22 protein-coding genes are annotated in these 22,032 nt (G+C 69.2%); all 22 read right to left on the bottom strand.

Annotated elements, in window-relative coordinates; all coding sequences use genetic code 11:
* Nucleotides 1-160: 160 nt before the first annotated feature.
* A complete protein-coding gene (locus AC5P78_RS19440) occupies nt 161-3,499 on the bottom strand; it encodes an ankyrin repeat domain-containing protein (protein ID WP_099562687.1) in 3,339 nt (1,112 codons plus the stop codon).
* On the bottom strand, nt 3,492-3,752 hold the full coding sequence (locus AC5P78_RS19435) for a YcgL domain-containing protein (RefSeq protein ID WP_005411593.1): 261 nt from the start codon (nt 3,750-3,752) through the stop codon (nt 3,492-3,494). Before AC5P78_RS19435 ends, AC5P78_RS19440 begins: the two co-directional genes overlap by 8 nt.
* 160 nt (nt 3,753-3,912) lie before the next feature.
* Entirely contained in the window at nt 3,913-4,353 is a 441-nt protein-coding gene (locus AC5P78_RS19430; protein WP_005411594.1) for a hypothetical protein, read from the bottom strand.
* Between the two features lie 62 nt (nt 4,354-4,415).
* Nucleotides 4,416-5,654 (bottom strand): beta-ketoacyl-ACP synthase, encoded by a 1,239-nt coding sequence (locus AC5P78_RS19425; protein WP_012481594.1) that lies wholly within the window; start codon nt 5,652-5,654, stop codon nt 4,416-4,418.
* Nucleotides 5,654-6,385, bottom strand: a complete 732-nt coding sequence (locus AC5P78_RS19420; protein ID WP_012481595.1) for a 3-ketoacyl-ACP reductase FabG2 — start codon at nt 6,383-6,385, stop codon at nt 5,654-5,656. Before AC5P78_RS19420 ends, AC5P78_RS19425 begins: the two co-directional genes overlap by 1 nt.
* The gene (locus tag AC5P78_RS19415; RefSeq protein WP_005411597.1) at nt 6,382-6,837 is read right to left on the bottom strand and encodes a hotdog family protein; all 456 of its coding nucleotides are present in this window, start codon (nt 6,835-6,837) and stop codon (nt 6,382-6,384) included. Before AC5P78_RS19415 ends, AC5P78_RS19420 begins: the two co-directional genes overlap by 4 nt.
* Nucleotides 6,834-8,018, bottom strand: coding sequence for a beta-ketoacyl-[acyl-carrier-protein] synthase family protein (locus AC5P78_RS19410; RefSeq protein ID WP_005411598.1), 1,185 nt, complete (start codon nt 8,016-8,018; stop codon nt 6,834-6,836). The genes AC5P78_RS19415 and AC5P78_RS19410 overlap by 4 nt, the downstream gene beginning before the upstream one ends.
* Entirely contained in the window at nt 8,015-8,572 is a 558-nt protein-coding gene (locus tag AC5P78_RS19405; protein ID WP_005414865.1) for a DUF3261 domain-containing protein, read from the bottom strand. Before AC5P78_RS19405 ends, AC5P78_RS19410 begins: the two co-directional genes overlap by 4 nt.
* Nucleotides 8,560-9,810: an NAD(P)/FAD-dependent oxidoreductase gene (locus AC5P78_RS19400; RefSeq protein WP_043034447.1), complete on the bottom strand. Its 1,251-nt coding sequence runs from the start codon at nt 9,808-9,810 to the stop codon at nt 8,560-8,562. The genes AC5P78_RS19405 and AC5P78_RS19400 overlap by 13 nt, the downstream gene beginning before the upstream one ends.
* A 51-nt stretch (nt 9,811-9,861) precedes the next feature.
* Nucleotides 9,862-12,237 carry an MMPL family transporter gene (locus tag AC5P78_RS19395; RefSeq protein WP_323157138.1) on the bottom strand — a complete coding sequence of 792 codons (2,376 nt, stop codon included), beginning with the start codon at nt 12,235-12,237 and terminating at the stop codon, nt 9,862-9,864.
* Nucleotides 12,209-12,838 (bottom strand): outer membrane lipoprotein carrier protein LolA, encoded by a 630-nt coding sequence (locus tag AC5P78_RS19390; protein ID WP_005411602.1) that lies wholly within the window; start codon nt 12,836-12,838, stop codon nt 12,209-12,211. The genes AC5P78_RS19395 and AC5P78_RS19390 overlap by 29 nt, the downstream gene beginning before the upstream one ends.
* Complete coding sequence (locus tag AC5P78_RS19385; RefSeq protein WP_005411603.1) at nt 12,835-13,266, bottom strand: acyl-CoA thioesterase; 432 nt, start codon at nt 13,264-13,266, stop codon at nt 12,835-12,837. The genes AC5P78_RS19390 and AC5P78_RS19385 overlap by 4 nt, the downstream gene beginning before the upstream one ends.
* Nucleotides 13,253-14,803: an HAL/PAL/TAL family ammonia-lyase gene (locus tag AC5P78_RS19380; RefSeq protein WP_005411604.1), complete on the bottom strand. Its 1,551-nt coding sequence runs from the start codon at nt 14,801-14,803 to the stop codon at nt 13,253-13,255. The genes AC5P78_RS19385 and AC5P78_RS19380 overlap by 14 nt, the downstream gene beginning before the upstream one ends.
* Entirely contained in the window at nt 14,793-15,734 is a 942-nt protein-coding gene (locus AC5P78_RS19375) for a lysophospholipid acyltransferase family protein (RefSeq protein ID WP_049417925.1), read from the bottom strand. Before AC5P78_RS19375 ends, AC5P78_RS19380 begins: the two co-directional genes overlap by 11 nt.
* 1 nt (nt 15,735) lies before the next feature.
* Nucleotides 15,736-16,506: a glycosyltransferase family 2 protein gene (locus AC5P78_RS19370; protein ID WP_043034442.1), complete on the bottom strand. Its 771-nt coding sequence runs from the start codon at nt 16,504-16,506 to the stop codon at nt 15,736-15,738.
* Nucleotides 16,496-18,181 carry an ApeI family dehydratase gene (locus AC5P78_RS19365; protein WP_049417923.1) on the bottom strand — a complete coding sequence of 562 codons (1,686 nt, stop codon included), beginning with the start codon at nt 18,179-18,181 and terminating at the stop codon, nt 16,496-16,498. Before AC5P78_RS19365 ends, AC5P78_RS19370 begins: the two co-directional genes overlap by 11 nt.
* Nucleotides 18,174-18,725, bottom strand: a complete 552-nt coding sequence (locus AC5P78_RS19360) for a COG4648 family protein (protein ID WP_005414874.1) — start codon at nt 18,723-18,725, stop codon at nt 18,174-18,176. The genes AC5P78_RS19365 and AC5P78_RS19360 overlap by 8 nt, the downstream gene beginning before the upstream one ends.
* A 22-nt stretch (nt 18,726-18,747) precedes the next feature.
* Nucleotides 18,748-19,005 carry an acyl carrier protein gene (locus tag AC5P78_RS19355; RefSeq protein WP_005411609.1) on the bottom strand — a complete coding sequence of 86 codons (258 nt, stop codon included), beginning with the start codon at nt 19,003-19,005 and terminating at the stop codon, nt 18,748-18,750.
* Nucleotides 19,006-19,022: 17 nt separating this feature from the next.
* Nucleotides 19,023-19,280, bottom strand: coding sequence for a phosphopantetheine-binding protein (locus tag AC5P78_RS19350; protein ID WP_005411610.1), 258 nt, complete (start codon nt 19,278-19,280; stop codon nt 19,023-19,025).
* Nucleotides 19,267-20,064 carry a lysophospholipid acyltransferase family protein gene (locus AC5P78_RS19345; protein WP_005414875.1) on the bottom strand — a complete coding sequence of 266 codons (798 nt, stop codon included), beginning with the start codon at nt 20,062-20,064 and terminating at the stop codon, nt 19,267-19,269. The genes AC5P78_RS19350 and AC5P78_RS19345 overlap by 14 nt, the downstream gene beginning before the upstream one ends.
* The gene (locus AC5P78_RS19340) at nt 20,057-20,800 is read right to left on the bottom strand and encodes a beta-ketoacyl synthase chain length factor (protein WP_012481602.1); all 744 of its coding nucleotides are present in this window, start codon (nt 20,798-20,800) and stop codon (nt 20,057-20,059) included. Before AC5P78_RS19340 ends, AC5P78_RS19345 begins: the two co-directional genes overlap by 8 nt.
* Nucleotides 20,801-21,017: 217 nt before the next feature.
* Nucleotides 21,018-22,031, bottom strand: a complete 1,014-nt coding sequence (gene cydB, locus AC5P78_RS19335) for a cytochrome d ubiquinol oxidase subunit II (protein ID WP_005414876.1) — start codon at nt 22,029-22,031, stop codon at nt 21,018-21,020.
* Nucleotide 22,032 lies beyond the last annotated feature (1 nt).

The raw sequence follows: 22,032 nt of genomic DNA, 5'->3' as shown, positions 1-22,032 counted from the left end.
CCGCTGGCCGGCAATCTCGCGTCCCCGAGGTGTCATGAGGTTGCCGGCCAGCGGCCGGCACTACCCACTGCGGATTCCGGCCGTAGATCCACGCCATGCGTGGATGACGCGATGCCGGGGTCAGAGCCCTTTCCGTGGGAAAGGGATCCGACCCCGATGCTCAACCGTTGTCGCGCAGGAACCGCGCCATCGACGAGACGCCCGGCACGCGCGGTTCAAACTCGCCGGCCACGTCGATGAAGCCACGCATCACCGCGATCTCGCGCGGGCTGCGGTTGAGGCTGTCGCGCGCCTCCGGATCGGCACCAGCGCGCAGCAGGCGCTGCACCAGCAGCGGCAGGCCGTGCAGGGCCGCGAGGTGCAGCGGTCCGAAGCCGCGCGGATCACGCACCTCAAGGCTCACGTCTTCGTCCAGCAGGCGTTCCACCGCTGCCATCACCACCTGTTCGTCGCAGGCGGTGCCGGGCTCGGCGCGTGCGCCCAGCAGCAGCAGCAGCGGCGTGACCGCACCGGCCGCGGCCTGGTCCGGTTCGGCACCGGCCAGCAGCAGGGTGTCGAGCAGGGCGAGCAGGCGCGAGCGGTCGCGGGCACTGAAGCCATACAGCGCGGCACAGTGCAGCGGGCCCAGCTGCTGGGCGTCACCGGCGTGCACGTCGGCACCGGCGGTGAGCAGGCGCGCAACGATGTCCGGCAGGCCCAGCGCGGACGCCAGCATCAGCACGGTCACTCCGCCCGGCAGGCGGTGTTCCAGCTTGGCGCCAGCGTCGAGCAGGGCCGAGACGATGTCCACCTGGCGCATGCTGACCGCCGCCGACAGCGGCGTGGCACCACTGGCCGCTGCATGCTGCGGATCAGCGCCACGCGCCAGCAACAGGTCGGTCACCGCCAGATGGCCACCGCCGGCGGCACGCAGCAGCGCGGTGCAGCCCTGCGCATCAACCGCATCGACGGCGAAGCCCAGGTCGATCAGGCGGCGTACCGCATCCACGTCACCGGCCATTGCGGCGGCCGGCAGATCGGACTCGCGCAGGGTGCGACGCGGCAACGGCCACACCCGCCAGTCCAGCCAGTCGGCCAGGTCGCGGCGACCAATCGACAGCGCCACGCCCAGCGGCGTCTGGCCATCGGCGGCGCGTGCTTCCGGCGAGGCACCGTGCTGCACCAGCAGCTTCAGCGCGCCTTCGCGGGCCAATGCGGTGGCCAGATGCAATGCGGTCATGCCATGGCTGTCGCGCGCTTCACGATCGACGCCCGCCTTCAGCAGCGCCTGCTGCAGGCGCAGCCAGCCCAGGCGCACCGCCAGCGACAACGGCGGATCACCGGCCGGCGAAGCCGCGAACGGATCGGCGCCACGCTCCAGCAATTCCAGCGCCAGCTGTTCCAGGCCACGGGCGGCCTGGTCGTGCTGCGCACAGGCCGCCAGGAAGCGTGCCAGGCCACCGCGTCCGGCCGGCGACAAGCCACGCTGCAACATCACCTGCAACGCCGGCACCGCATCGATTCCGCGCGACAGCAACGCGAACATCGGCGTATCGGAACAGGCGTCGCGCACGTAGGGATCGGCGCCGTGGCCCAGCAGCCAATCCACCGCGCGTGGCTCCAGCGCCAGCTCGGGGTCGAGCAGCAGGCCGCCCAGTTCTTCCGGCTGGCACAGCTTGGCCAGCGCGGCCATGCCTTCGGTGTTGCCGAAGCCCAGCGCCTCGCGCAGCAGGGTCAGCGGCGGGCGGTCCGGCAGCAGGCCGCTGGCACTGGCGGCTTCGCCACGCTCGGCCAGGCCGTCACTGACCGCGGCCGGCAACGGATAGGACGGATCCAGCAGGGCGACAATCGCCCAGCGCCCGGCTTCGGCAGCGTAGTCCACTGCACGGCGACCGACCGGATCGGTCGCGTCGGCGGCGATGCCCAGCTCCACCAGGCGCTTGACCAGCAACGGCGAGACATCCTCTGCCATCACCGCCAGCTGCACTGCGTTGCGCCCTTCGCCGTCGACGGCAACCAGGTCCGGCTTGTGCGGCAGCAAGTGTTCGACCACCGCGGCGCGCCCGGCACGGGCGGCTTCCAGCCAGGGCGTACGCCCGAGTGCATCGCGTGCTTCCAGGTTGGCACCGGCGGCCAGCAGCACGCCGATGATTTCAACGTGGCCGGCCAGCGCCGCCTCGTGCAGCGCGCTGCGGCGCTGGCGATCACGCGCGTCGGCACGCGCCTTGTGCTTGAGCAGCAGCTGCACGCCAGCCGGATCGTCGTCTTCGGTGGCGGCGGCGGCCAGCAGCACCGGGGTACCCTCTGCCGGTTCGCTGCGCGCACCGCGTTCGAGCAGGAAGCGGGCCAGGCGCCAGTTGCCGACCTGGCAGGCCACGGCCAGCGGCGACCAGCCCTCGTTGTTCAGCGCATCGACTTCGGCGGCGGCATCGCGCAGCAGCGCGGCCACGCCTGGGTCGGAACTGCGCGCGGCATGGTGCAGCGGGGTGTTGCCATCGCTGTCGGTGGCACGCGAATCGGCACCGTTGGCGAGCAGGGTCATCACGGCTTCGGGGCGGCCATGCCAGCTGTCGCGGGTGGCGGCCAGCAGCGGGGTCATGCCCCGGTGCGGCGCGTTCACGTCAACGCCGCGGGCAATCAGTTCGCGCAGCAGGCGCAGGTCCGGCAGCACCGCCGCCAGCACCGCCAGGCTGCGCTGGTCTCGCCAGTTCGGGTCGGGCAGCGCATACGGATCGGCGCCGGCCTGCAGCAGCTGCAGGCCGCGGTCGATGCGGCCGTGGCGGGCGGCTTCATACAGGGCCGGGGTCAGCTCCTGCGGTGCCATCGCCTCCAGCGGCGCGGTCTCGGCCGCGGCAGCGAACATCGGTTCGTGCTCGTTGCTGGCGGTGGCCAACGGGCTGGGGCGCAACGACACCAGCGGCGCCGGCGCGACCCGTTGCAGCAGCAGGTGCAGCACGGGAGACACCACCACCACGGCCAGCGCAGCGGGCCAGCGCGCGCTCTCCGGCAGCAGCCCCGGCCAGGCCGGCAGCACCACCAGCGCGGCCAGCGCGATCACCAGCGCCGCCACGCCGAGACCGCGCCAGGCGGTCAGGTCGCGACCGGCCAGCGCCTGCCAATGATGGGCCAGGCGGCCATCAAGCCGTTCGACATCGTTCCACAACGGCCAGGTGCGCCAGGCAGCGAGCAGGCCGGCACTGACCAGCACGCTCAGGCCCAGCACCGCCGCAAGGCTGCCGCTGTCACGCAGCGCCGCCAGCGGCCAGGCCAGCAGCAGCGCCAGCAGCAGCGGTGCGGCCGCCCACAGTGCCAGCAGCGCCGGCAGGTCCTGGCGTGCAACCACCTTCAGCGGCAGCAGCGCACGGCTGCGCCGCCACCACGACACGCCCAGCGCGAACGCCGGTTGCGCCAGGGCGGCGAGGATGGCACCGGCAACGCCGCCCACGGCAGCACCCAGTGCCAGCAAGGCGCCCACGGCGAAGGCGATCGACAGGGCGCGCGGACGGGAGACGTCAGTCATAGTGGCGCGGCATCAGGCTGGCCACCGACGGCGGCACCTGCAGGTAGAACCCGCGCTCGCTCATGTCACTGCGAACCTTGTCCGGGTCGGCCTGGGCCAGGCGACGCTGGGCATCCAGGGCCACGTCCAGGACGAAGGTGAGCGCACCCAGCGAGGTGAGCAGCGGCGCAGGCAGCGCGCTGAAATCATCGCGTCGGGGAACGTAGACGTAGGTGTCAGGCTTGAGTTGGCTTTTATAGACGTAGGCGTGCATGTCCGCGGGACGATAACCCGGGAAGAGCCATGATTGTGTCGGAAAGCCGACACCGGGGAAAGCCGTCGGCCGACGATGGCGGCGTGATCGACGGCGTTTCCCCGACGGGGTTCAGCAATGTGGCGGCGGCGTTCAGGCAACGCCGCTGCCCTGCGGTCGCTTACTTGACCTTGGCGTAGGTGCCCTTCAGCGCCACGCCAGCGAGGATCGTACCGGCATAGCATTCGTAGTTGGTGCTGCTCTTGAACTCGTTCTTCTTGTAGTAGCTGACGATGTCGACCACCGCGTTGGCACCGCGCGACTTGGCGCCGTCCTGCAGTGCGCGCAGCGCCGACAGCGCGACCCAGCGGCAGGCCTCGGCATCGCTCTTGTTGGCGGCGTTGGTCTTCTTGTTGGTCACGTCCTCGCCCAGGCGCTGCTGCACGCTGACCGGCTGGCCGGCCAGGTAGAAGCGCACGCTGCCGTCGATGCCGGCGTCCCGGGCGGCCTGCGAGGTGACCAGCTCCTGCAGGGACTGCTCAACGCGGGTGTCGCGGGCGGAGGCGGTGGAGGTCAGGGCCAGCAGTGCAGTGGCCGTGGCGATCATCAGGGTGCGGCGCATCGGAACATCTCCTTGTCGGGGGTGCGGGTGGGTTGAGGAAAAAGGCGGGATGGGACGGTGGATCATTCGCTCCAGCGGCGGAACACCAGCGAGGTGTTGATGCCGCCGAAGGCGAAGTTGTTGCTCATCACGTACTCGGCCTGCAATTCGCGGCCCTGCCCGGTGATGAAGTCGAGCTGGCCGCAGCGCGGGTCAACCTCGGCCAGGTTCAGCGTGGGGGCGAACCAGCCGGCACGCATCATCTCGATGCTCAGCCAGGCCTCGAACGCACCGCAGGCACCGAGCATGTGGCCGACGTAGCTCTTCAGCGAGCTGATCGGTACGCGGCTGCCGAACACCTGCGCGGTGGCCTGGGTCTCGGCGATGTCGCCGTGATCGGTGGCGGTGCCGTGGGCGTTGACGTAGTCGATCTGCGCCGCCTCCAGGCCCGCATCCTCCAGCGCCAGGCGCATGGCCTGGGCCATGGTGTCGGCGCTGGGCTGGGTGACGTGCTGGCCGTCGCTGTTGGTGCCGTAGCCGACCACCTCGGCAAGGATGGTGGCACCGCGCGCCTGCGCGTGCTCCAGGTCTTCCAGGATCAGCGTGCAGGCACCCTCGCCCAGCACCAGGCCATCGCGGCCGGCATCGAACGGGCGCGGCGTGGTCTGCGGCGCGTCGTTGCGCACGCTGGTGGCGAACAGGGTGTCGAACACCGCCGCAGCGGTAGCGTCGAGCTGCTCGGCACCACCGGCGACCATCACCGTCTGCTTGCCGCTGCGGATCGCTTCATAGGCCGCGCCCACGCCCTGGCTGCCCGAGGTGCAGGCGCTGGAGGTGGTGTAGACACGCCCGGACAGGCCGAAGAACACGCCGATGTTGACCGGCGCGGTATGGCTCATCATCTTCAGGTAGGTGGTGGCGCTGATGCCTTCGGTGGTGAACTCGTTGAGCATGCGCCCGAACTCGCCGGTGGCTTCGTGGCTGCCCGACGAGGAACCATAGGCCACGCCGGTGCGACCGCTGCGCAGCACCGGGTGCTCGTGCAGGCCGGCTTCGCGCAGCGCCACTTCGGTGGCACGCACCGACATGATCGCGACCTTGCCCATGGAGCGGGTGGTCTTGCGGTTGTAGCTCGGCGGCAGCGCGAAGTCCTGCGCCGGCGCAGCCAGCTTGGTGTTCAGCCCGGCATAGACATCCCACTCGGGCATCGCGCGCACCGCGTTGCGGCAGCTGCGCAGATGCGCCTCGATGGTCGGCCAGTCATGGCCGAGCGGACTGATCGCGGACGCACCGGTCACCACGACGCGACGATCGGTGGCCATCAGAGCATGCCCCCGTTCACCGAGATCACCTGGCGGGTGATGTAGCCGGCCGGTTCGGACAGCAGGAACGCCACCGTGGCCGCCACTTCGTCGGGACGGCCGACGCGGCCGGCGGGAATCAGCTTGAGCGCGTGTTCGATCACTTCATCGTTGAGCATTTCGGTCTCGATCAGGCCCGGGGCCACGCAGTTGACGGTGATCTGGCGGCTGGCCAGTTCCAGCGCCAGGGCCTTGGTGGCACCGATGATGCCGGCCTTGGCGGCACTGTAATTGACCTGCCCGCGGTTGCCGGCCAGTCCGGACACCGACGACAGGGTGACGATGCGGCCCGGCTTGCGCCGCCGCACCATCGGCATGATCAGCGGATGCAGCACGTTGTAGAAGCCATCCAGGTTGGTGTGGATGACCTGGTCCCAGTCTTCCGAAGAGAGCGCCGGGAAGGCGCCGTCGCGGGCGATGCCGGCATTGCAGACCACGCCGTAGTACGCGCCGTGCGCTTCGACATCGGCCTCCAGCGCGGCGCGTGCGGCCTCGCGGTCGGCCACGTCGAACATCAGTACGCGGGCCTGCTGGCCCAACGCGTGGATCTCGGCCACCACGGCCTGTGCCTCATCCAGGCGGCTGCGGCAATGCACCACCACGTCGAAGCCATCGCGCGCGATGCGCAGCGCGATGGCCCGGCCGATGCCCCGGCTGGCGCCGGTCACCAGCACGCTTCGATTCCCTGTCATGCCTGTCCACTCTCCAGATAGGCCATCGCATCGGCCGGTTCGAACACCGACACGTTGGCTGTCGCCCATTCGTCCTCGCCCGCCAGGATGCGGCAGGCGAACATCCCCAATCCATTGTCACCCAACAGCTCGCAGCGCGCCTGTACGCGCAGCCGCGAGCCGCTGGGGAAGCTGCAGCGCGCGCTGTTGTAGCGGCGGCTGCCGAGCAGGAAGCCCAGCTGCGGCGGCTTGCCGGCTGCACGCGCACGGCAGCCGGCCCAGGCCGCGATGGCCTGTGCCATGTATTCGATTCCCACCCAGGCCGGTACTTCGTGGTTTTCCACGAACAGGCCGGCCTCGGGCACCACCAGTTCCGCCTCGATGGTGTCCTGGTCCCAGTGCGTGATGCGCTCCAGCAGGCACATGTCCTGGCGGTGCGGTACTACCTCTTCAATTGCATACAGCATGTTCATCGACGCTCCAGCGCCAGCACGGCATTGCTGCCGCCGAAGGCGAACGAATTGCTCAGCACCCGCCGCGGTGCCTGCGCCAGGCGGGTGGCCGGTGCGACCAGCGGCAGTGCCGGCAGCGCGGGGTCTGCCACGCCGTCCCACCAGTGCGGTGGCAGTTGCTGCTGCGGGTTCTCGGCCAGCACGATCCAGCACAATGCAGCTTCGATCGCGCCTGACGCACCCAGCGTATGGCCGGTCAGGGGCTTGGTCGAACTGGCCCGAATGCCGTTGCCCAGCACCTGCGAAACCGCCAGGCTTTCCATCGCATCGTTGTGCCCGGTGGCGGTGCCATGCAGGTTCACGTAGTCCACTTCATCGGCCGCCCAGCCGGCGCGCTGCAGCGCCTGCTGCAGGGCATCGATGGCACCCAGGCCCTGCGGATCGGGGGCGGACATATGGTGAGCGTCGGCCGACTCGCCCCACCCGGCCAGGCACACCGGGCCCGGCTCGCGGGTGAGCAGGAACAGCGCGGCGCCCTCGCCGATGTTGATACCGGCGCGGTGCTGCGAGAACGGATTGCAGCGCAGGGCCGACACCGATTCCAGCGCGCTGAAACCGGCCACGGTGAAGCGGCACAGCGAGTCCGCGCCGCCTGCGATCACGGCGTCGACGATACCGGCTCGCAGCATGCGTGCAGCCGACATCAATGCCTTGGCACTGGACGAGCAGGCGGTGGACAGGGTCCACGCGGGCCCCTGAGCGCCGCTGCGCTGGCGCACGAACTGCGCGGCAGTACCCATTTCCTGCTGGGCGTAATCGAAGCCCTGCGGCCACTGGCCCTGTTCGGCGTGGGTGCGCAGGGCCTGCTCGGACTCACCAATGCCCGAGGTGCTGGTGCCCAGCACCACCGCCACGCGCTCGGCGCCATGGCGGGTGATCGCGGCGGCCACCGCCGGAGCGATCTGCGCCAGTGCCACGTCCAGCAGGGCGTTGTTGCGCCCGCGCAGGGCCACCGGCAGTTCCTCCAGCGCCGGCAGTGGCGTGCGTACTTCTCCCAGCGCCAGGGTGCGCCCCGGCAACAGGCTGTCGTTGTCACTGAGCCCGCCCGGCACGTCGGCGAACATCGCCGACGCGACAGCGGCGCGGCCATCGCCGAGCGCGCAGACCACGCCCAGGTCGTTCAGGTAGATCGGTGCACTCATCGGTCCTGTCCGGCCATGTCGATCGATTCGATGCGCAGCGCATAGCCTTCGGCACGGTTGTCCAGCTGCACGCTGCCATCGTCCAGGCGCTGCAGTTGCAGCCACACCGTGCCATCGCGCGACAGGCTGCGCTGCTGGCCGTCGTCGCTGACCTGCCAGTCGGCCGGCAGCGCGGCGGCGATGGCCGCGGTCGGCCACAGCGCGAACTGCAGGTCATCCAGCACACGCTCGGCACGTACCTGCGGCGGCAGCCACGGCGCGCGCTGCTGGGTCAGCTGCTGGCCGTCCCACTGCAGGCGCACGCCGGTCTGGCCCATCGCCTGCACCGCCAGCTGCACCTGCTGCGCGTCGGCTTCCAGCAGCGCGTCGAGGTCGCGCTCATGGCTGCCGAAGCGGAAATGCAGCTGCTGCTGCAGGGCCAGCGGCGCCGGCAGGCTGGCCGGCGACAGCCGCAGCGGCGGCAGCTCCACCTGGGGCTTGGGCATGCGCCCGGCACAGGCGGCCAGCAGCAGGCACAGCAGCAGGGCCGCAGTACGGAAGATCAGGCGCTGCACAATTCCTCCAGCACGCGCATGCGGCGACCACTTTCATCGGCCACATACGGATTCTTGGTGTCCCAGGCGTAACCGGCCAGGATGGAGCTGATCATGTCGCGCACTTCGGGCTGCTGCTGCGGGTGGTAGATGATCTTCTGGAAGCCGCCCTGGTACCAGCTTTCCACGAAGCGGCGGAAGGTCTTCACGCCGGCGCGCAGCGGGATCGAGAATTCAGCTTCCCAGTCTACGGTTTGGCCGGCATAACGGCGCTTGAGGCACTCGCTGGCCAGCTGCGCGGACTTGAAGGCAATGGTCACACCGGACGAGAACACCGGGTCGAGGAACTCGCCGGCGTTGCCCAGCAACGCGTAGCCGGGGCCCCACAGCGAGCTGACATTGGCCGAGTAACCCGTGATGCGGCGCACCGGCAGCACCGCCCATTCGGCATTGGCCAGCAGGCGGGTCAGGTTGGGGTCCTCGCCGACGATGGCCTGCAGCTTCTGCAGGTCGTCGCCTTCGTAGCGCTCGAAGAACGACGGCTCGGCGACCACGCCCAGCGAGCAGCAGCCGTTGGAGAATGGAATCGTCCAGTACCAGACGTCGATGTGTTCGGGATGGGTGGTGATCAGGATCTTGTTGCGGTCGAAGTCGGCTTCGGCCGGAATGTTGTCGCGCACGTGGCAGAAGATCGCGCCGCGCACCGGGAAATTGGATGGCGATTCCAGCTGCAGCAGGCGCGGCAGCAGGCGCGCGAAGCCCGATGCGTCGAGGATGAAATCGGCCTCGATGCGGTATTCGCTGCCATCCGGGCGGCGCACGTTCACCGCAGGCTGTTCACCGGGTTCGACCGACAGCACTTCATCACCGAAACGCAGCGTGGTTCCCATGCGCTCGGCGCCGCGTGCCAACACGTTGTCGAAGTCGGCGCGCTGCACCTGGTAGGTGGTACCCCAGCCCGGCGAGAACTTCTTCCGGAAGTCGAAGGCAGTACGCGCTTCACCGTGCACGAAGGCCGCGCCGTTCTTGTACTGGAAGCCGGCCTCGACCACATCCTGCAGCAGCCCGGCTGCTTCGATGTACTCCATGCTCTGCGGCAGCAGGCTTTCGCCGATGGAGAAGCGCGGGAACTGCTGGCGCTCCAGCATCAGCACCTGTCGGCCCTGCTGGCGCAGCATCGCCGCGGCCACGGAGCCGGCCGGGCCTGCGCCGATGATCAGGATTTCAGTGCGTTCGACAGCATCCACAGCAGTACTCATCGGGGCGTCCTTGTTGCTCGATCAGGGAAAGAAGAAAAGCGGAAGGCGGACTCAGGCCGGCGGCAGGTCATGCGGTGGCGGCCGGAACAGTGGCGAGATCAGCCAGACCAGGCCGATGCCGAACAGCAGGGTCAGGCCGAACGCGCGCAGCGCCGGGGTCTGCGACAGGCCCAGCAGGCCGAACGACAGCCAGGTGCTGGCCGCACCCACGCAGACCGCCAGCCATGCGCTGGCATCGCCACGGTGTTCGATCAGGAAGATGCCGTAGTCGATGCCCATGCCCAGCAGCAGCATCAGCGCCAGCACGTTGAACAGCTGCAGCGGCTGGCCGAACAGGCCCAGCAGGCCCAGGGTCAGTGCGCCGGCAATCAGGGTGGGGGCAAATACGCGCCAGGCCTGGCGGCGGTAGCGCAGCCACAGCGCACCGAACACCAGTGCGATGCCGACCAGCAGCAGCCCGCCCATCAGCTTGCGGTAGTGGCCCAGCAGCTTGGAGAAATCGGAGGTGCGGTCTACCCAGCGCACGCCGGGCAGGCCTTCGGCAGCACCCTGCAGCGTGGCCAGGGCATCGGCGCGCGACAGGTCATCGACCATCACCACGCTGATCATCTGCCCACCGACTTCACCCACCCACAGGTGGCGGAACGGCTGCGAGGCCGGCGAGGCCAGGAAGGCTTCGGCGGTGAGCGGCGCGCCGGCGAACTGCGGCCGCTGCAGCGGCTCGCCCACCGCCTCGGACACGGCCGACAGCACGCCGGGTTCCACCTTCGCGGTCAGCGCAGCATCGGCCTGCTGGCGTGCCGGTGATGGCAGCCAATCGCTGATCGCGCGATAGCCACCAATGCGCTTGTCGGTGGCCAACACACGCAGGCGCTCGGTCAGTGCTTCCTCGCGCTGCAGCAGCTGCGCGGCATCGACACCCTGCACCAGGTAGAACTGCGCCGGACTGGGCATGCCCAGCAACTGGCTCAGGCGGATCTGCTGCGCCATCAATGCCGGCGGCGAGGACTGCAGGCTGCGCAGGTCGTCGTTGCTCTGCAGGCGCACGATGCCGATGGCAGACAGTGCCAGCGCGACCACCACGAAGACCGTCACCGCGCGGCGGCCATGCAGCCGCGGGAAACGCTCCAGCGTATTGCCCAGCCACTGCGAGAAGCGGGTCTGGCGGATCTCGCCACCGTCGAGCCACGGGAACCAGAAGATCACCGTGAGGAAAGCTGCGGCCAGGCCGACCACCGAGAACAGCGCCATCTGGCGCAGGCCGGGGAACGGGGCCAGGCCCAATGCCAGGTAGGCCAGCGCGCTGGTCAGCAGGGCCAGCCACAGGCCGGGCAGCAGATGCCGCAGCAGTTTCCAGCGACGATCGGCCGGTTCGGCCTGGCGCGAGGCGAACCAGTGAATGCCGTAATCCTCGGCCACGCCCACCAGCGACGCACCAAACACCAGGGTCAGCACGTGCACCTTGCCGAACACCAGCACGGTCACCGCCAGCGCCACGCCACAGCCGATCAGCAGCGAGGCGGCCACCAGCAGGATCGGGCGCAGCGAGCGGAATGCCAGCCATACCAGCAGCAGCACCGCCGCCAGCGACCCCCAACCGATGGTGTTGATCTCCTGGTTGGCCTGCACCGCGGCGGCCTCGGCATGCAGCGGCACGCCGGCATGCAGGATTTCAAGCTCAGGCGCCGCCGCCGTGGCGGCCTGCCCGGCACGTTCCAGCAGGCCATCGAGGTGGCGCTCGCCATCCAGCTGGAACGCCGAGCCGGGCGTATCGAACTGCAGCACGGCCCAATGCCTGCCCTCGGCTTCAAGCAGGCCGTCATCGCCCAACCGCAGGCCCGAACCCTGCGCCTGCTGCTGCCACCACTGCGGCCACAGCGACAACGGATCCTGGCGCCATTCAGTCAATCGCGGCGCACCCATCGGGCCATACAGCGCAGCCAGCGCCTGCTCGGCCAACACGCCCGGTTCGCTGCCCAGCAACTGCTCGCGCTGGGCCGGTGTCAGCAGGCGGTCGCGGTACGGCGCGTAGAACGCGCGCGCCTCGTCAAACCAGCCTTCGATCGAGCCGCTGGGTACCAGCAAGGCATGGTCGGCATCCTTGGCCATGGCCGCCGCAAAGGCCACCTGCGCGCGCTTGGCAGCCGCGCTGTCCTTGCTGCCGAGCAGCACCACGACCTGCCGCGAACTGCCATCGGCAATGCGCCGGGTGACGTCGCTCAACAGGCGGTCGTGCGCATCCTGCGGCAGCAGGGCGAGGATGTCGGTGTCGATCCGCGATTGCTGGCTCCACAGCTGCCACTGCTGTGCGCCCAGCGCCAGCAGCACCAGCAGCCAGGCAATGCCCAGCCAGTGCCACCAGCGCCGCAACCGGTCCGGTGCGTTCGATGCCACGGCCTCACTCAAAGCGGCGGGCCTCGTCGGCATTGAGCGTGGCCGGCGCCTCGCTCAACGCGCTGAACTGGATCTGCGTGCGGTCCTTGTTGGCCTCGACGATCTCGACCTGGCGCACGTAGCGGTCGCCCTGCAGGGTCAGCGATTCGAAGGCCTTGGCCAGCATCGCCGACTTCGGCGTCAGGCGCAGCCGCCAGCCCTGCCCTTCACGGCTGGCCGCCACGTTGAACTGGCTGGACAGTGCCTGCACGTCGCCACTCATCAACGCGAACATGATCGCATTCACTGAACGCATCGCCGGCTGCTGCCGCGCGTCCAGTTCGACGCGGGTGCTGCCATCACGCTGCCGGCTTAGGATGCGGTCGGCGGTGACCACTACTTCCGAGGGGAACGGCTTGAGCGTGGTCCAGATCACGCCGTGCTGGCGCGCGACCACGAACCGGCCCTGCGAGCGCAGCGGGTTCCTGAAGCCACTCACCTGCTTTTCCTGAGTGAACTGGCCACGCAGCACATCCGGCCGCGCCACCGCCTGGGTAATCGCATCGATGGCGGGGTCGGCCGCCTGCACCAGTGGTGCGGCCACCAGCAGCAGCGCGCACAGCAGCGCACGCGCGAAACGGTTCGCTCGGTTCATGGCGCAGGCACTCCCAGGCGTTCCCACAGTACCGGCGGGCACTGGTACAGCATTTCCTTGCTGGCCGCGTCCACCGCGACCTGGATGGTCATCGCCCGGGTCAGCACCTGGCCGCTTTCCGCATCGAGGATTTCGTACTCGATCTTCAGCCGGTTCTCCCATTCCACGATGCGCGCGACCACGCGCAGCGCCTGGTTGAACAGCAGCGGGCGCACGTACTTCACCCGCGCGTCGACCACCGGCCACAGGTAGCCCGATTCGAGCATCTGCGGGTAGTCGTAGTCGTAGCGACCGAGCAGCGCGCAGCGCGCGATCTCGAAGTACTTGAAGTAGTTGCCATGCCAGACCACGTTCATCGGATCGCAGTCATGGAAGGCGGGGGTCAACGCAATCTCGCCAACCCGTTCAATGGCCTCATTCACCGGCATACAGCTCCCAACGTTGCGCGCGGATCTCCACCAGCAGTTCCCGCAGTTCGCGATCCAGCGCGCGGTCTTCCTCGACCAGGGCGATGCGTTGCCCCAGGTCGGCGTACATGTCGGCCAGACTGCCATGCAGCTGCGCATTCAGGCCAACCCGTTCACGCAGGGCCAGGCCCTGGCGCGCGGCGATCAGCATTGCCGCCACCACCTGTTCGGTCAGCTCGATCACGCGCAGGCAGTCGCGCGCGGCGATGGTGCCCATGCTGACCTTGTCCTGGTTGTGGCATTCGGTGGAACGCGAGAACACGCTGGCCGGCATGGTCTGCTTCAGCGCTTCGGCAGTCCAGGCCGACACGCTGATCTGCAGTGCCTTCAGCCCATGGTTGATGGCCGCGCGCGGACCGGTAGCCGCCGACAGGTTGGCCGGCAGGCCATGGTTGTAACGGGCGTCCACCACCAGCGCCAGCTGCCGGTCGAGCAGATCGGCAACGTTGGCCACGGTGTTCTTCAGGGTGTCCATCGCCAGCGCGATGTGGCCCCCGTAGAAGTGGCCGCCATGCAGGATGCGCTCGCCGTCGGCGTCGATCAGCGGGTTGTCGTTGGCGCTGTTCAGTTCGGTCTCGATCAGCTGGCGCAGGAACGGCAGGCTGTCCTCCAGCACGCCGATCACATGCGGTGCGCAGCGCAGCGAGTAGCGATCCTGCAGGCGCTGTTCATTGCGCGGCGGGCGCTCGCTGTGCAGGTCGCTGCGCAGGCGCGCGGCGATGCGGCCCTGGCCCGGGTGCGGCTTGGCTGCGAACAGGGTTTCGTCGAAGTGGTGCGCGTTGCCGTCGCTGGCCAGCACGTTGAACGCGGTCAGGCGCGTAGCCATGCGTGCCAGGTAGTCGGCGCGCTGCCAGGCCAGGCAGGCCAGGCCGGTCATCACCGCGGTGCCGTTCATGATCGCCAGGCCTTCCTTCGGCCGCAGCTTCAGCGGGGTCATGCCGATCTTCGCCAGCACGTCCGCCGCCGGCTGCACGCGGCCGTCGTGCAGCACCTCGCGCTCGCCGCACAGCACCGCCGCCACGTAGGACAGCGGCGTCAGGTCACCGCTGGCACCGACCGAGCCTTCGGCCGGAATCATCGGCAGCACGTCGTGCTGCAGCAGCGTGGCCAGGCCTTCCAGCAGCGGCAGGCTTACACCGGACATGCCGCGCACCAGAGAGGCCAGGCGCGCCGCCAGCACCGCACGGGTCTCGACCGGGTCCAGGTAACGGCCCAGGCCGCAGCCATGGTAGGTGTACAGGTGGTGCGGCAGTTCAGCCACCAGCGCCGGTGGGATGTTCACCGTGCACGAATCGCCATAGCCGGTGGTCACACCGTAGATCACGCCGTCCTCGCGCAGCAGGCGGTCGAGGAAGTCGGCACCGCGCTGGATGTGCGCGCGGAACGCCGGCGCGTCGCTCAGTGCGGCCTCGCACTGGCGCTGGGCCAGGGCAACCACGTCTTCGATGGTCAACGGTGCATCGCCAAAGCGGCATGCGGGTACGGCGTCAGTCGTCATGCGGAGCCTGATCCCAGAAGGGGAAGAAATTGAACCAGTCCAACGGGGACTGGATGACCTGGAGTTCCAGCCAACGCGCGAAGCGCTGTGCCTGTTCGGCCAGTGCCGCATCGCGTGAGCCGCGCGGCAGCACGATGCGTTCGGCGAACTGTTCGAATGCCACGCGGTAGCCCTCGCCCTGGTGCAGGCAGGCCATGGTGTAGACCGGGCAGCCCAGTGCGGCGGCGAGCACATAGGCACCGATCGGGAACGGGGCGCGGTGGCCAAGGAAATCGGCGGTGACGCTGCGTCCGCCCTGCACCGGCGTGCGGTCGCCGACGATGGCGACGAAGCCCCCCGCCGCGACGCGCTCGGCCAGCATCACTGCCGTGGCCGGGCCCATTTCGGTTACCTGCACCAGTTCCACCGCCGCCAGCGGGTCCAGCCGTTGCAGCAGGCGGTTGAAGCGCTGCGCATGCGCGGTGTGCACCAGCACGGTGATGCGGAACCCCGGCACCTGTTCGGCCAGCACCTGGCACAGTTCCAGGCAGCCGATGTGCGCGGTCAGGATCAGCCCGCCTTCGCGGCGCGCGATCTTCTCCAGCACCAGGTCGCGATGCAGGTGGATGCGTTCGGCCGGATAGCGCCCGCCCAGGCCGAGGATCTTGTCCAGCATCGTGTCGGCGAAGGCGAAGAAGTGGCGCAGGCTGTCGCGCCGGGTCGGCGCACGGCCCAGCACACCGCTGTGTGCCTGCAGGCGCTGGAGGTACTGCATGGAGGCCTGGCGGCCGACGCGGTTGCCCAGCCAGTGGCAGGCCACCACGGGCCACACGCACAGTCGGAACGGCCAGCGCCCGAACCAGCGGTGCACCCAGCACAGGAACAACACGCCGGCCACCGACGTCGATTCGCCGATGTCGGCCCAGTGCGGAGCGCCCTGCGCGGCCGCCATCTCAGCGCTGCCCCCGCAGGCGGCGCCACAGCAGGCGCGGCGCGCGCCAGAGCATGCCGAAGAACAGGCGGGTATGCATGCGGCTGATGCGCACGTTGTCACGCCACACATCGAAGTGCGACACGCCATCGGCGGGATAGGTCACGCGCGTGGCCAGGTGCTCGACCGGCAGCTGTCGCCAGTACAGGCGCACCATCACCTCGGTATCGAAATCCATGCGGCGGCCGATGGTCTCTTCACCGATCAGGCGCAGCACCGGCGGCAGCGGATACACGCGGAAGCCGCACATGGTGTCGCGCAGGTGCAGCGACAGCGTGTTGATCCAGACCCAGATATGGGTCGCGTAGCGTCCGTACAGGCGCGCCTTGGGAACACTGGCGTCGTAGGCCGGGATGCCGCAGATCACCACACCCGGGTGCGCACGCGCCGCCTCGACGAAACGCGGCAGGTCGGCGGTATCGTGCTGGCCGTCGGCATCGATCTGCAGCACGTGGCTGTAGCCACGCGCAGCGGCTTCAGCAAAACCGGCCAGCATCGCCCCACCCTTGCCCTGGTTGATGTCCAGGCGCAGCAGGTCGACGCCCTGGCGCTGTGCCAGCGAACGCAGCACCGTCGCGCACGCTTCATGCGAGCCATCGTCGACCAGCAGGCACGGCAGCCCGGCGGCCTGCACGCCGTCGACCACCGCCGCGATGGCGTGCTCGTGGTCGTAGACGGGAATCACCACCAGTGGCGCGAACGCGGCACCGGCAACGGCCGGATCAGTCCGCATCGGCGAAAACCACCTTGCCGCTGGCATGCACACCGTGGCTGGAGGTGTAGCGGAAGGCCAGCACATTGCGCGTGGCATCCCAGTCCAGCTGCAGGGTCAGCTCATCGCCCGGGCGGGCCACGTGCTGGAACTTCACCGCATCCATGCGCAGGAATCCGGCCGGCATGCTGAACGCCTGGCGGCCAAAACGCACGGCCCAGTCCAGCTGCGCCACGCCGGGCAGGATCGCCGCCTGCGGGAAGTGGCCCTGGAACGGCCGCAGCGCCGGGTCGAGGGTCATGCGCAACGTAGCGCTGGCAGCATCGCGGTGAACCCAGACCGGCACCGGCATGAGCGGCTGGAACAGCGCCGCCAGTGCCGCCTGGGTGACCTTGCCCTGTGCATTGATCGGCAGCGCCTTCACCAGGCGCCAGCGGCGCGGCCGGGTGACCGCGTCATGCGCCTGTGCCAGGCGCGCGCCAAGGCGCTGGCCCAGCGCGCGGCGCGCGGCGTCACCGCCCTCCAGCAGCGCCAGGCTGGCCGGTACCACCACCGCTGCCAGCTGCTCACGCTGTCCTGGCAGGACCAGTACTCTCACATCGTCCACTTCGGTGTCTTCGCGCAGCGCGCGTTCCAGCGCATCCAGCGAAACGCGGCGCTCCTCGATCTTGACGATGCGGTCGGCACGGCCCAGCAGGCGGAAGCGGCCATCGGCCAACGCTTCCACGCGGTCCTGGGTGCGCCACCAGTCGAGGGTTTCCAGATGCGCTGAGGCGACGGCCAGGCAGCCATCCTCGATGCGCCATTGCACGCCTGGCAACGGCTGCCACGGCGGCAGGTCGGTATCCCAGCGGCGCCAGGCGATACCACCGGTTTCGCTGCTGCCGTAAACCTCGGTCGGTGCCACGCCCAGCCATTGCCGTACCTGGCGTGCGGCTTCTTCGGGCAGCGGGCCACCGGAGGAGAACACCGCGCGCAGGCGGCCGTGCAGGCTGGCCCAGTCGAGCTGCTCGGGCAGGCGCTTGAGGTGGGCTGGCGTCGCCACCAGCACCGTGTCGGTACCGGCCAGCGCGCCCACCAGGTCTTCGTGGAAGAACCGGCGCGGATGGATCAGGCGGCCGGCGGCCAGCGGCCACAGCACCCGGAACAGCAGGCCGTAGATGTGCTGGTGGGACACCGTGCCATGCACCTGCACGCCTTCCAGCTGCGCGCCGAACGCAGCCTGCAGCGCATCCACCTCGCGCGCCAGCTGGTCCATGCGCTTGTTGATCGCACTGGGCTGGCCCGTGCTGCCGGAGGTGAACACGCACAGCTCGCAGGCGCGCTCGTCCAGCACCTGCAGTTCGCCGTCCACGCCAACGGTGGGGGCAACCAGCGCTCGGTAGTCGGCGGAAACATCGCCGGCAAAACCGCTCACCTGTGGCTGCAGCGCCTGCAGCGTGGCCGGCAGGTTGTCGGCAGCCAGGAACACCCGCTTGCCGGCATGCCAGGCGCCGAACAGCGCAGCAGCGAAGGCCACCGCATCATCGAAGTACAGGGCCCAGTCACGGCCATCGGCAGCAGCAAAGGCCGCACGCCAGGCCAGCACCCGCTGGCGGAAGCGGGCATGGTCGATCACCTCGCCATCGCACACGCCGATGCTGCGCTGCGGCTGCGGGTCCACCAGCAGCCGGTCCAGGGCAATCCACTCAGCCATGCGCGTGCGCTGCCTTGACCCGACGCCGCACCAGCCACTCACCTGCAAACAACACGCCCATCATCACGTACGCCAACAATCCGTTGTAGAGCATCCAGACCCGGTCCGACGCGTAAAGCGCGGTCAGCAGGGCCAGGCTGCCGTTGAGAACGAAGAAGCCACACCACACCTGGGTGACGCGGCGGGTATAGGCCACCGCGAACGCCGGCAGGTCCGGCTCCTGCAACCGCGCCAGGCGTTCCACCAGCGGCGGGCCGAAGCGCAGGCTGGTGCCGAACACCGCCAGCATCACCATGTTGACCAGCGCCGGATACAGCTTCAGCGGCAGGGCCTGGTTCAGCACGGTGGCCAACACGGCCAGCAGGCCGGTTCCCGCGGCGGCGGCCCACCACAGCGGCTGGCGCGTACTCAGCGCACGCAGCAGGGCCAGGGTGAACAGCAGCAGCGACAGCCAGCGTGGCTCGAAACGGCCCATCGCCAGGTACACCAGCACCGGGTAGGCCAGCGAGATCGCAGCCACCACGACCGTGCGTGCGCGTGCCATGGCGGAGCCGCCGGCGCTGCGGTCAGGCGGCTGCCTGGTCCGGCAGCAACCCATGCACGACATCGACGATGTCCTGCACGGTGCGCACGGCCTTGAACGCTTCCGGCTGCAGATTGCGGCCCAGCAGCGGCTTGAGCTGCACGATCAGGTCGACCGCATCGATGCTGTCGATATCCAGGTCGTCGTACAGGCGTGCCTCGGGGGTGATCCGGGCGGTTTCGATCTCGAAGCTGTCGGTCAGGATGCTGACGATGCGTTCGAACAGTTCATTCTTGGTCATGGCAATTCCTGGCGCCGTTACGACTGGCGGGCGGCGACGAACTCGCCGAGCGCGCGCACGCTGGAGAAATGGCGACGGGTTTCTTCCGAATCGGCCGAGAGGCTGACACCGTACTTCTTCTGCAGCGCCAGGCCCAGCTCCAGCGCGTCGATCGAATCCAGGCCGAGGCCCTCGACGAACAGCGGCGCGGTCGGATCGATGTCCTCCGGCGTGATGTCCTCCAGCGAAAGGGAGGAAATGATCAATTCCTTGATCTCGTGCTCAAGTGCTTGCACGGGGCGGCTCTCCAGACAGGTCGAAATAACGAGAAAGGTGCTCGGTAACGCGGCGTGCCGCCAAGGCATCCCCCCTTGGCGAGTCGTCTTCGGCCAAGAAAGGCGCGATCGGGATATCTTCGCCGATCTGCAGCCGAACGTGAAAGCGACGTGAGGGGACACGATACCACTTCTGTCCCTTGGTCAGGGTTGGCGGGCTGCAGGTGATCCGCACCGGGGTGACGTCGATGCGGCCCCGTACGGCGATGTTGGCGGCCCCGCGCTGCAGGCGCGGCGGCTGCCCGGGCACGCTGCGGGTGCCCTCCGGGAAGATGACCAGGGTGCCGCCGGCATGCACCGCGGCCACGCAGTCATCGACCAGGCCGGCGCCATCGTCATTGGAGATGTAGCCGGCGGCCCGTACCGGACCGCGCATGAACGGGTTGCAGGCCACGGCCCGCTTGACCACGCAGTCGGCGTTGGGAAGCAGCGAGATCAGGCAGACCACGTCGATCAGGGTCGGGTGGTTGGCCAGCACCAGCAGGCCGTCACGCTGCAGGCGTTCACCGCCCTCGATCTCGTAGGTCATCACCCCCAGCCCGCGCATCAGCCGCAGATGGCTGGCGAACGCGACCTGGACCACGCGCCGGGCGCGCCGGCGACGGGCCACCGGGTCCCGCATCAGCAGCAGTACCGGCATCACCAGGACGCCGAGCAGCAGCCCGCCCAGGCCAAACGCAACAAAGCTCAGGCCGGTGCCAAACACCCGCCAGGCGTGGTCGAGGCGGCGCGGCAGCTCACTCACGGCGGCCCCAGCGCCAGCGCTGGCCATGGGCCACGTGCTCCAGCGCTGGCGCGCCGGACAACAGGAAGCGATGCAGGTCCAGCGCGTGCGGCAGCAGGCCGGGCACAGTGCTGGCCTGGCCGTCGGCCGGCTGCCACTGCAGCGCCAGCGTCGGCCGGTCCTCTGCTGGCGCGGTCAAACGCCAGCACCAGGCGAAGAACGGGTCGGGTTCGTCGGCGAACGTCGCGTAAACCTCCGGGAGCGGCGACTCGTAGACCACCACCCGCACCTCGCGGGCGCCATCGGCCAGCAGGCCGACGGCCTCCAGGCACGCGGCTTCGACCGTTGCCTGGCCAGCCGCCAATGCCAGGTAGTTGCCGCGATGGCCGCGGGCGATTGAATACAGCGCGGCGATCGCGTTGTGCACCGACAGGCCAAATCCGGTGGGCGACAACGGCTGGTCGCCGACCAGCGCCCCCAGCAGGTCCATCGAACGTGCGACGTCGCCATGGCGGCTGGCGAACACCAGCGGCACGTCGCTGTCGGCCCCCTGCCCGTCCTCGCACCAGCACGCGGTCTGGATCGCCATGCGGCCCAACCGCTCGATGCGACGGCGTTGCATTGCCGGAACCTCTGCCAGTGCCGGCGTATCCCCGCCGTGCGGCAGGTACGGCGCTTCGGCCCAGCCCAGCCACTGGCTACGCTCGCTCAGGCCGGGCGCCCACGCGGCCCAGTCGACGATGGAGAATTCAATCATTTAGCGTTGGTGCTTCAACGGGAGAACGATAGGCACGAGCCATTACGGCGACGCGCGGCGGCCCCCCATTCCTGCAGCCGTGCGTCCGTCCAGGACGTCGCCGGCTGCCCCCCTGGCTGCCGGAAAGGAGCGCACGCTAGCACGTCCCGCCCGGGGTGTGCAGGTTTCACATTCCCCAACACGGGGCCCGGCACCGGCGGGCCCCGCCATCAACCCATCAGTGGTAACCGGTGTCGGCGTGCACCTTGCCGCGGAACACCCGGTACGACCACGCCGTATAGCCCAGGATGACCGGCAGCAGAATGACCAGCCCGACCAGGGTGAAGCCCAGCGAGGAGGCCGGCGCGGCTGCCTGCCACAGGGTCATCGACGGCGGCAGCAGGTACGGCCACATGCCCAGCACCAGGCCAAGGAAACCAAGCACGAACAGCGCCAGGCTGAGCAGGAACGGCGGCAGGTCGCGGCGCGGATGGGTCGCACTGCGCCACAGCGCGGCGGCCACCGCCAGGGTCAACAGCGGCACCGGCGACAGCCACCAGAAGTTGCCGTCGCTGAACCAGCGGGCCATCAGCCGCGAATCGAGGAACGGCAGCCAGCTGCTGACCAGGCCCATCGCTGCGATCACCGCCACCACCAGCGGCCGGGTCATCTGCCGTGCCAGCGCCTGCACGCGGCCTTCGGTCTTCAGGATCAGCCAGGTGCTGCCCAGCAGCGCATAGCCGGCCACCAGCGCGGCACCGGTCAGCATCGCGAACGGGCTGAACCAGGCGAACGGTCCGCCCTGATAGACGCCGTCCACCAGCGGGATGCCCTGCACCAGGGTGCCCAGGATCACGCCCTGGGCAAAGGTCGCCAGCAGCGAACCGAGGCCGAACGCCACGCTCCACAGCCGGCGCGATCGATGCGCCTTGAAGCGGAACTCGAAGGCCACCCCGCGGAACACCAGCGCCACCACCAGCAACAACACCGGCAGGTACAGCGCCGACAACAACACCGCATAGGCCTTCGGGAACGCCGCCAGCAGCCCGGCGCCGCCCAGTACCAGCCAGGTCTCGTTGCCGTCCCAGATCGGCGCGGCGGTGTTCATCATCAGGTCCAGCTGTTCCTCGTCCTCGGCGAACGGGGCGAGGATGCCGATGCCGAGCACGAAACCGTCCAGCACCACATACATCAGCACGCCGAAGCCGATCACCGCGAACCACGCCACCGGCAGCCAGGTCATCAGGTCCATG

The organism is Stenotrophomonas sp. YJH_SMC_133, assembly GCF_059370655.1.
The sequence above is the reverse complement of the archived record's forward strand: the minus strand, read 5'-3'. Positions and strand labels throughout refer to the sequence as shown.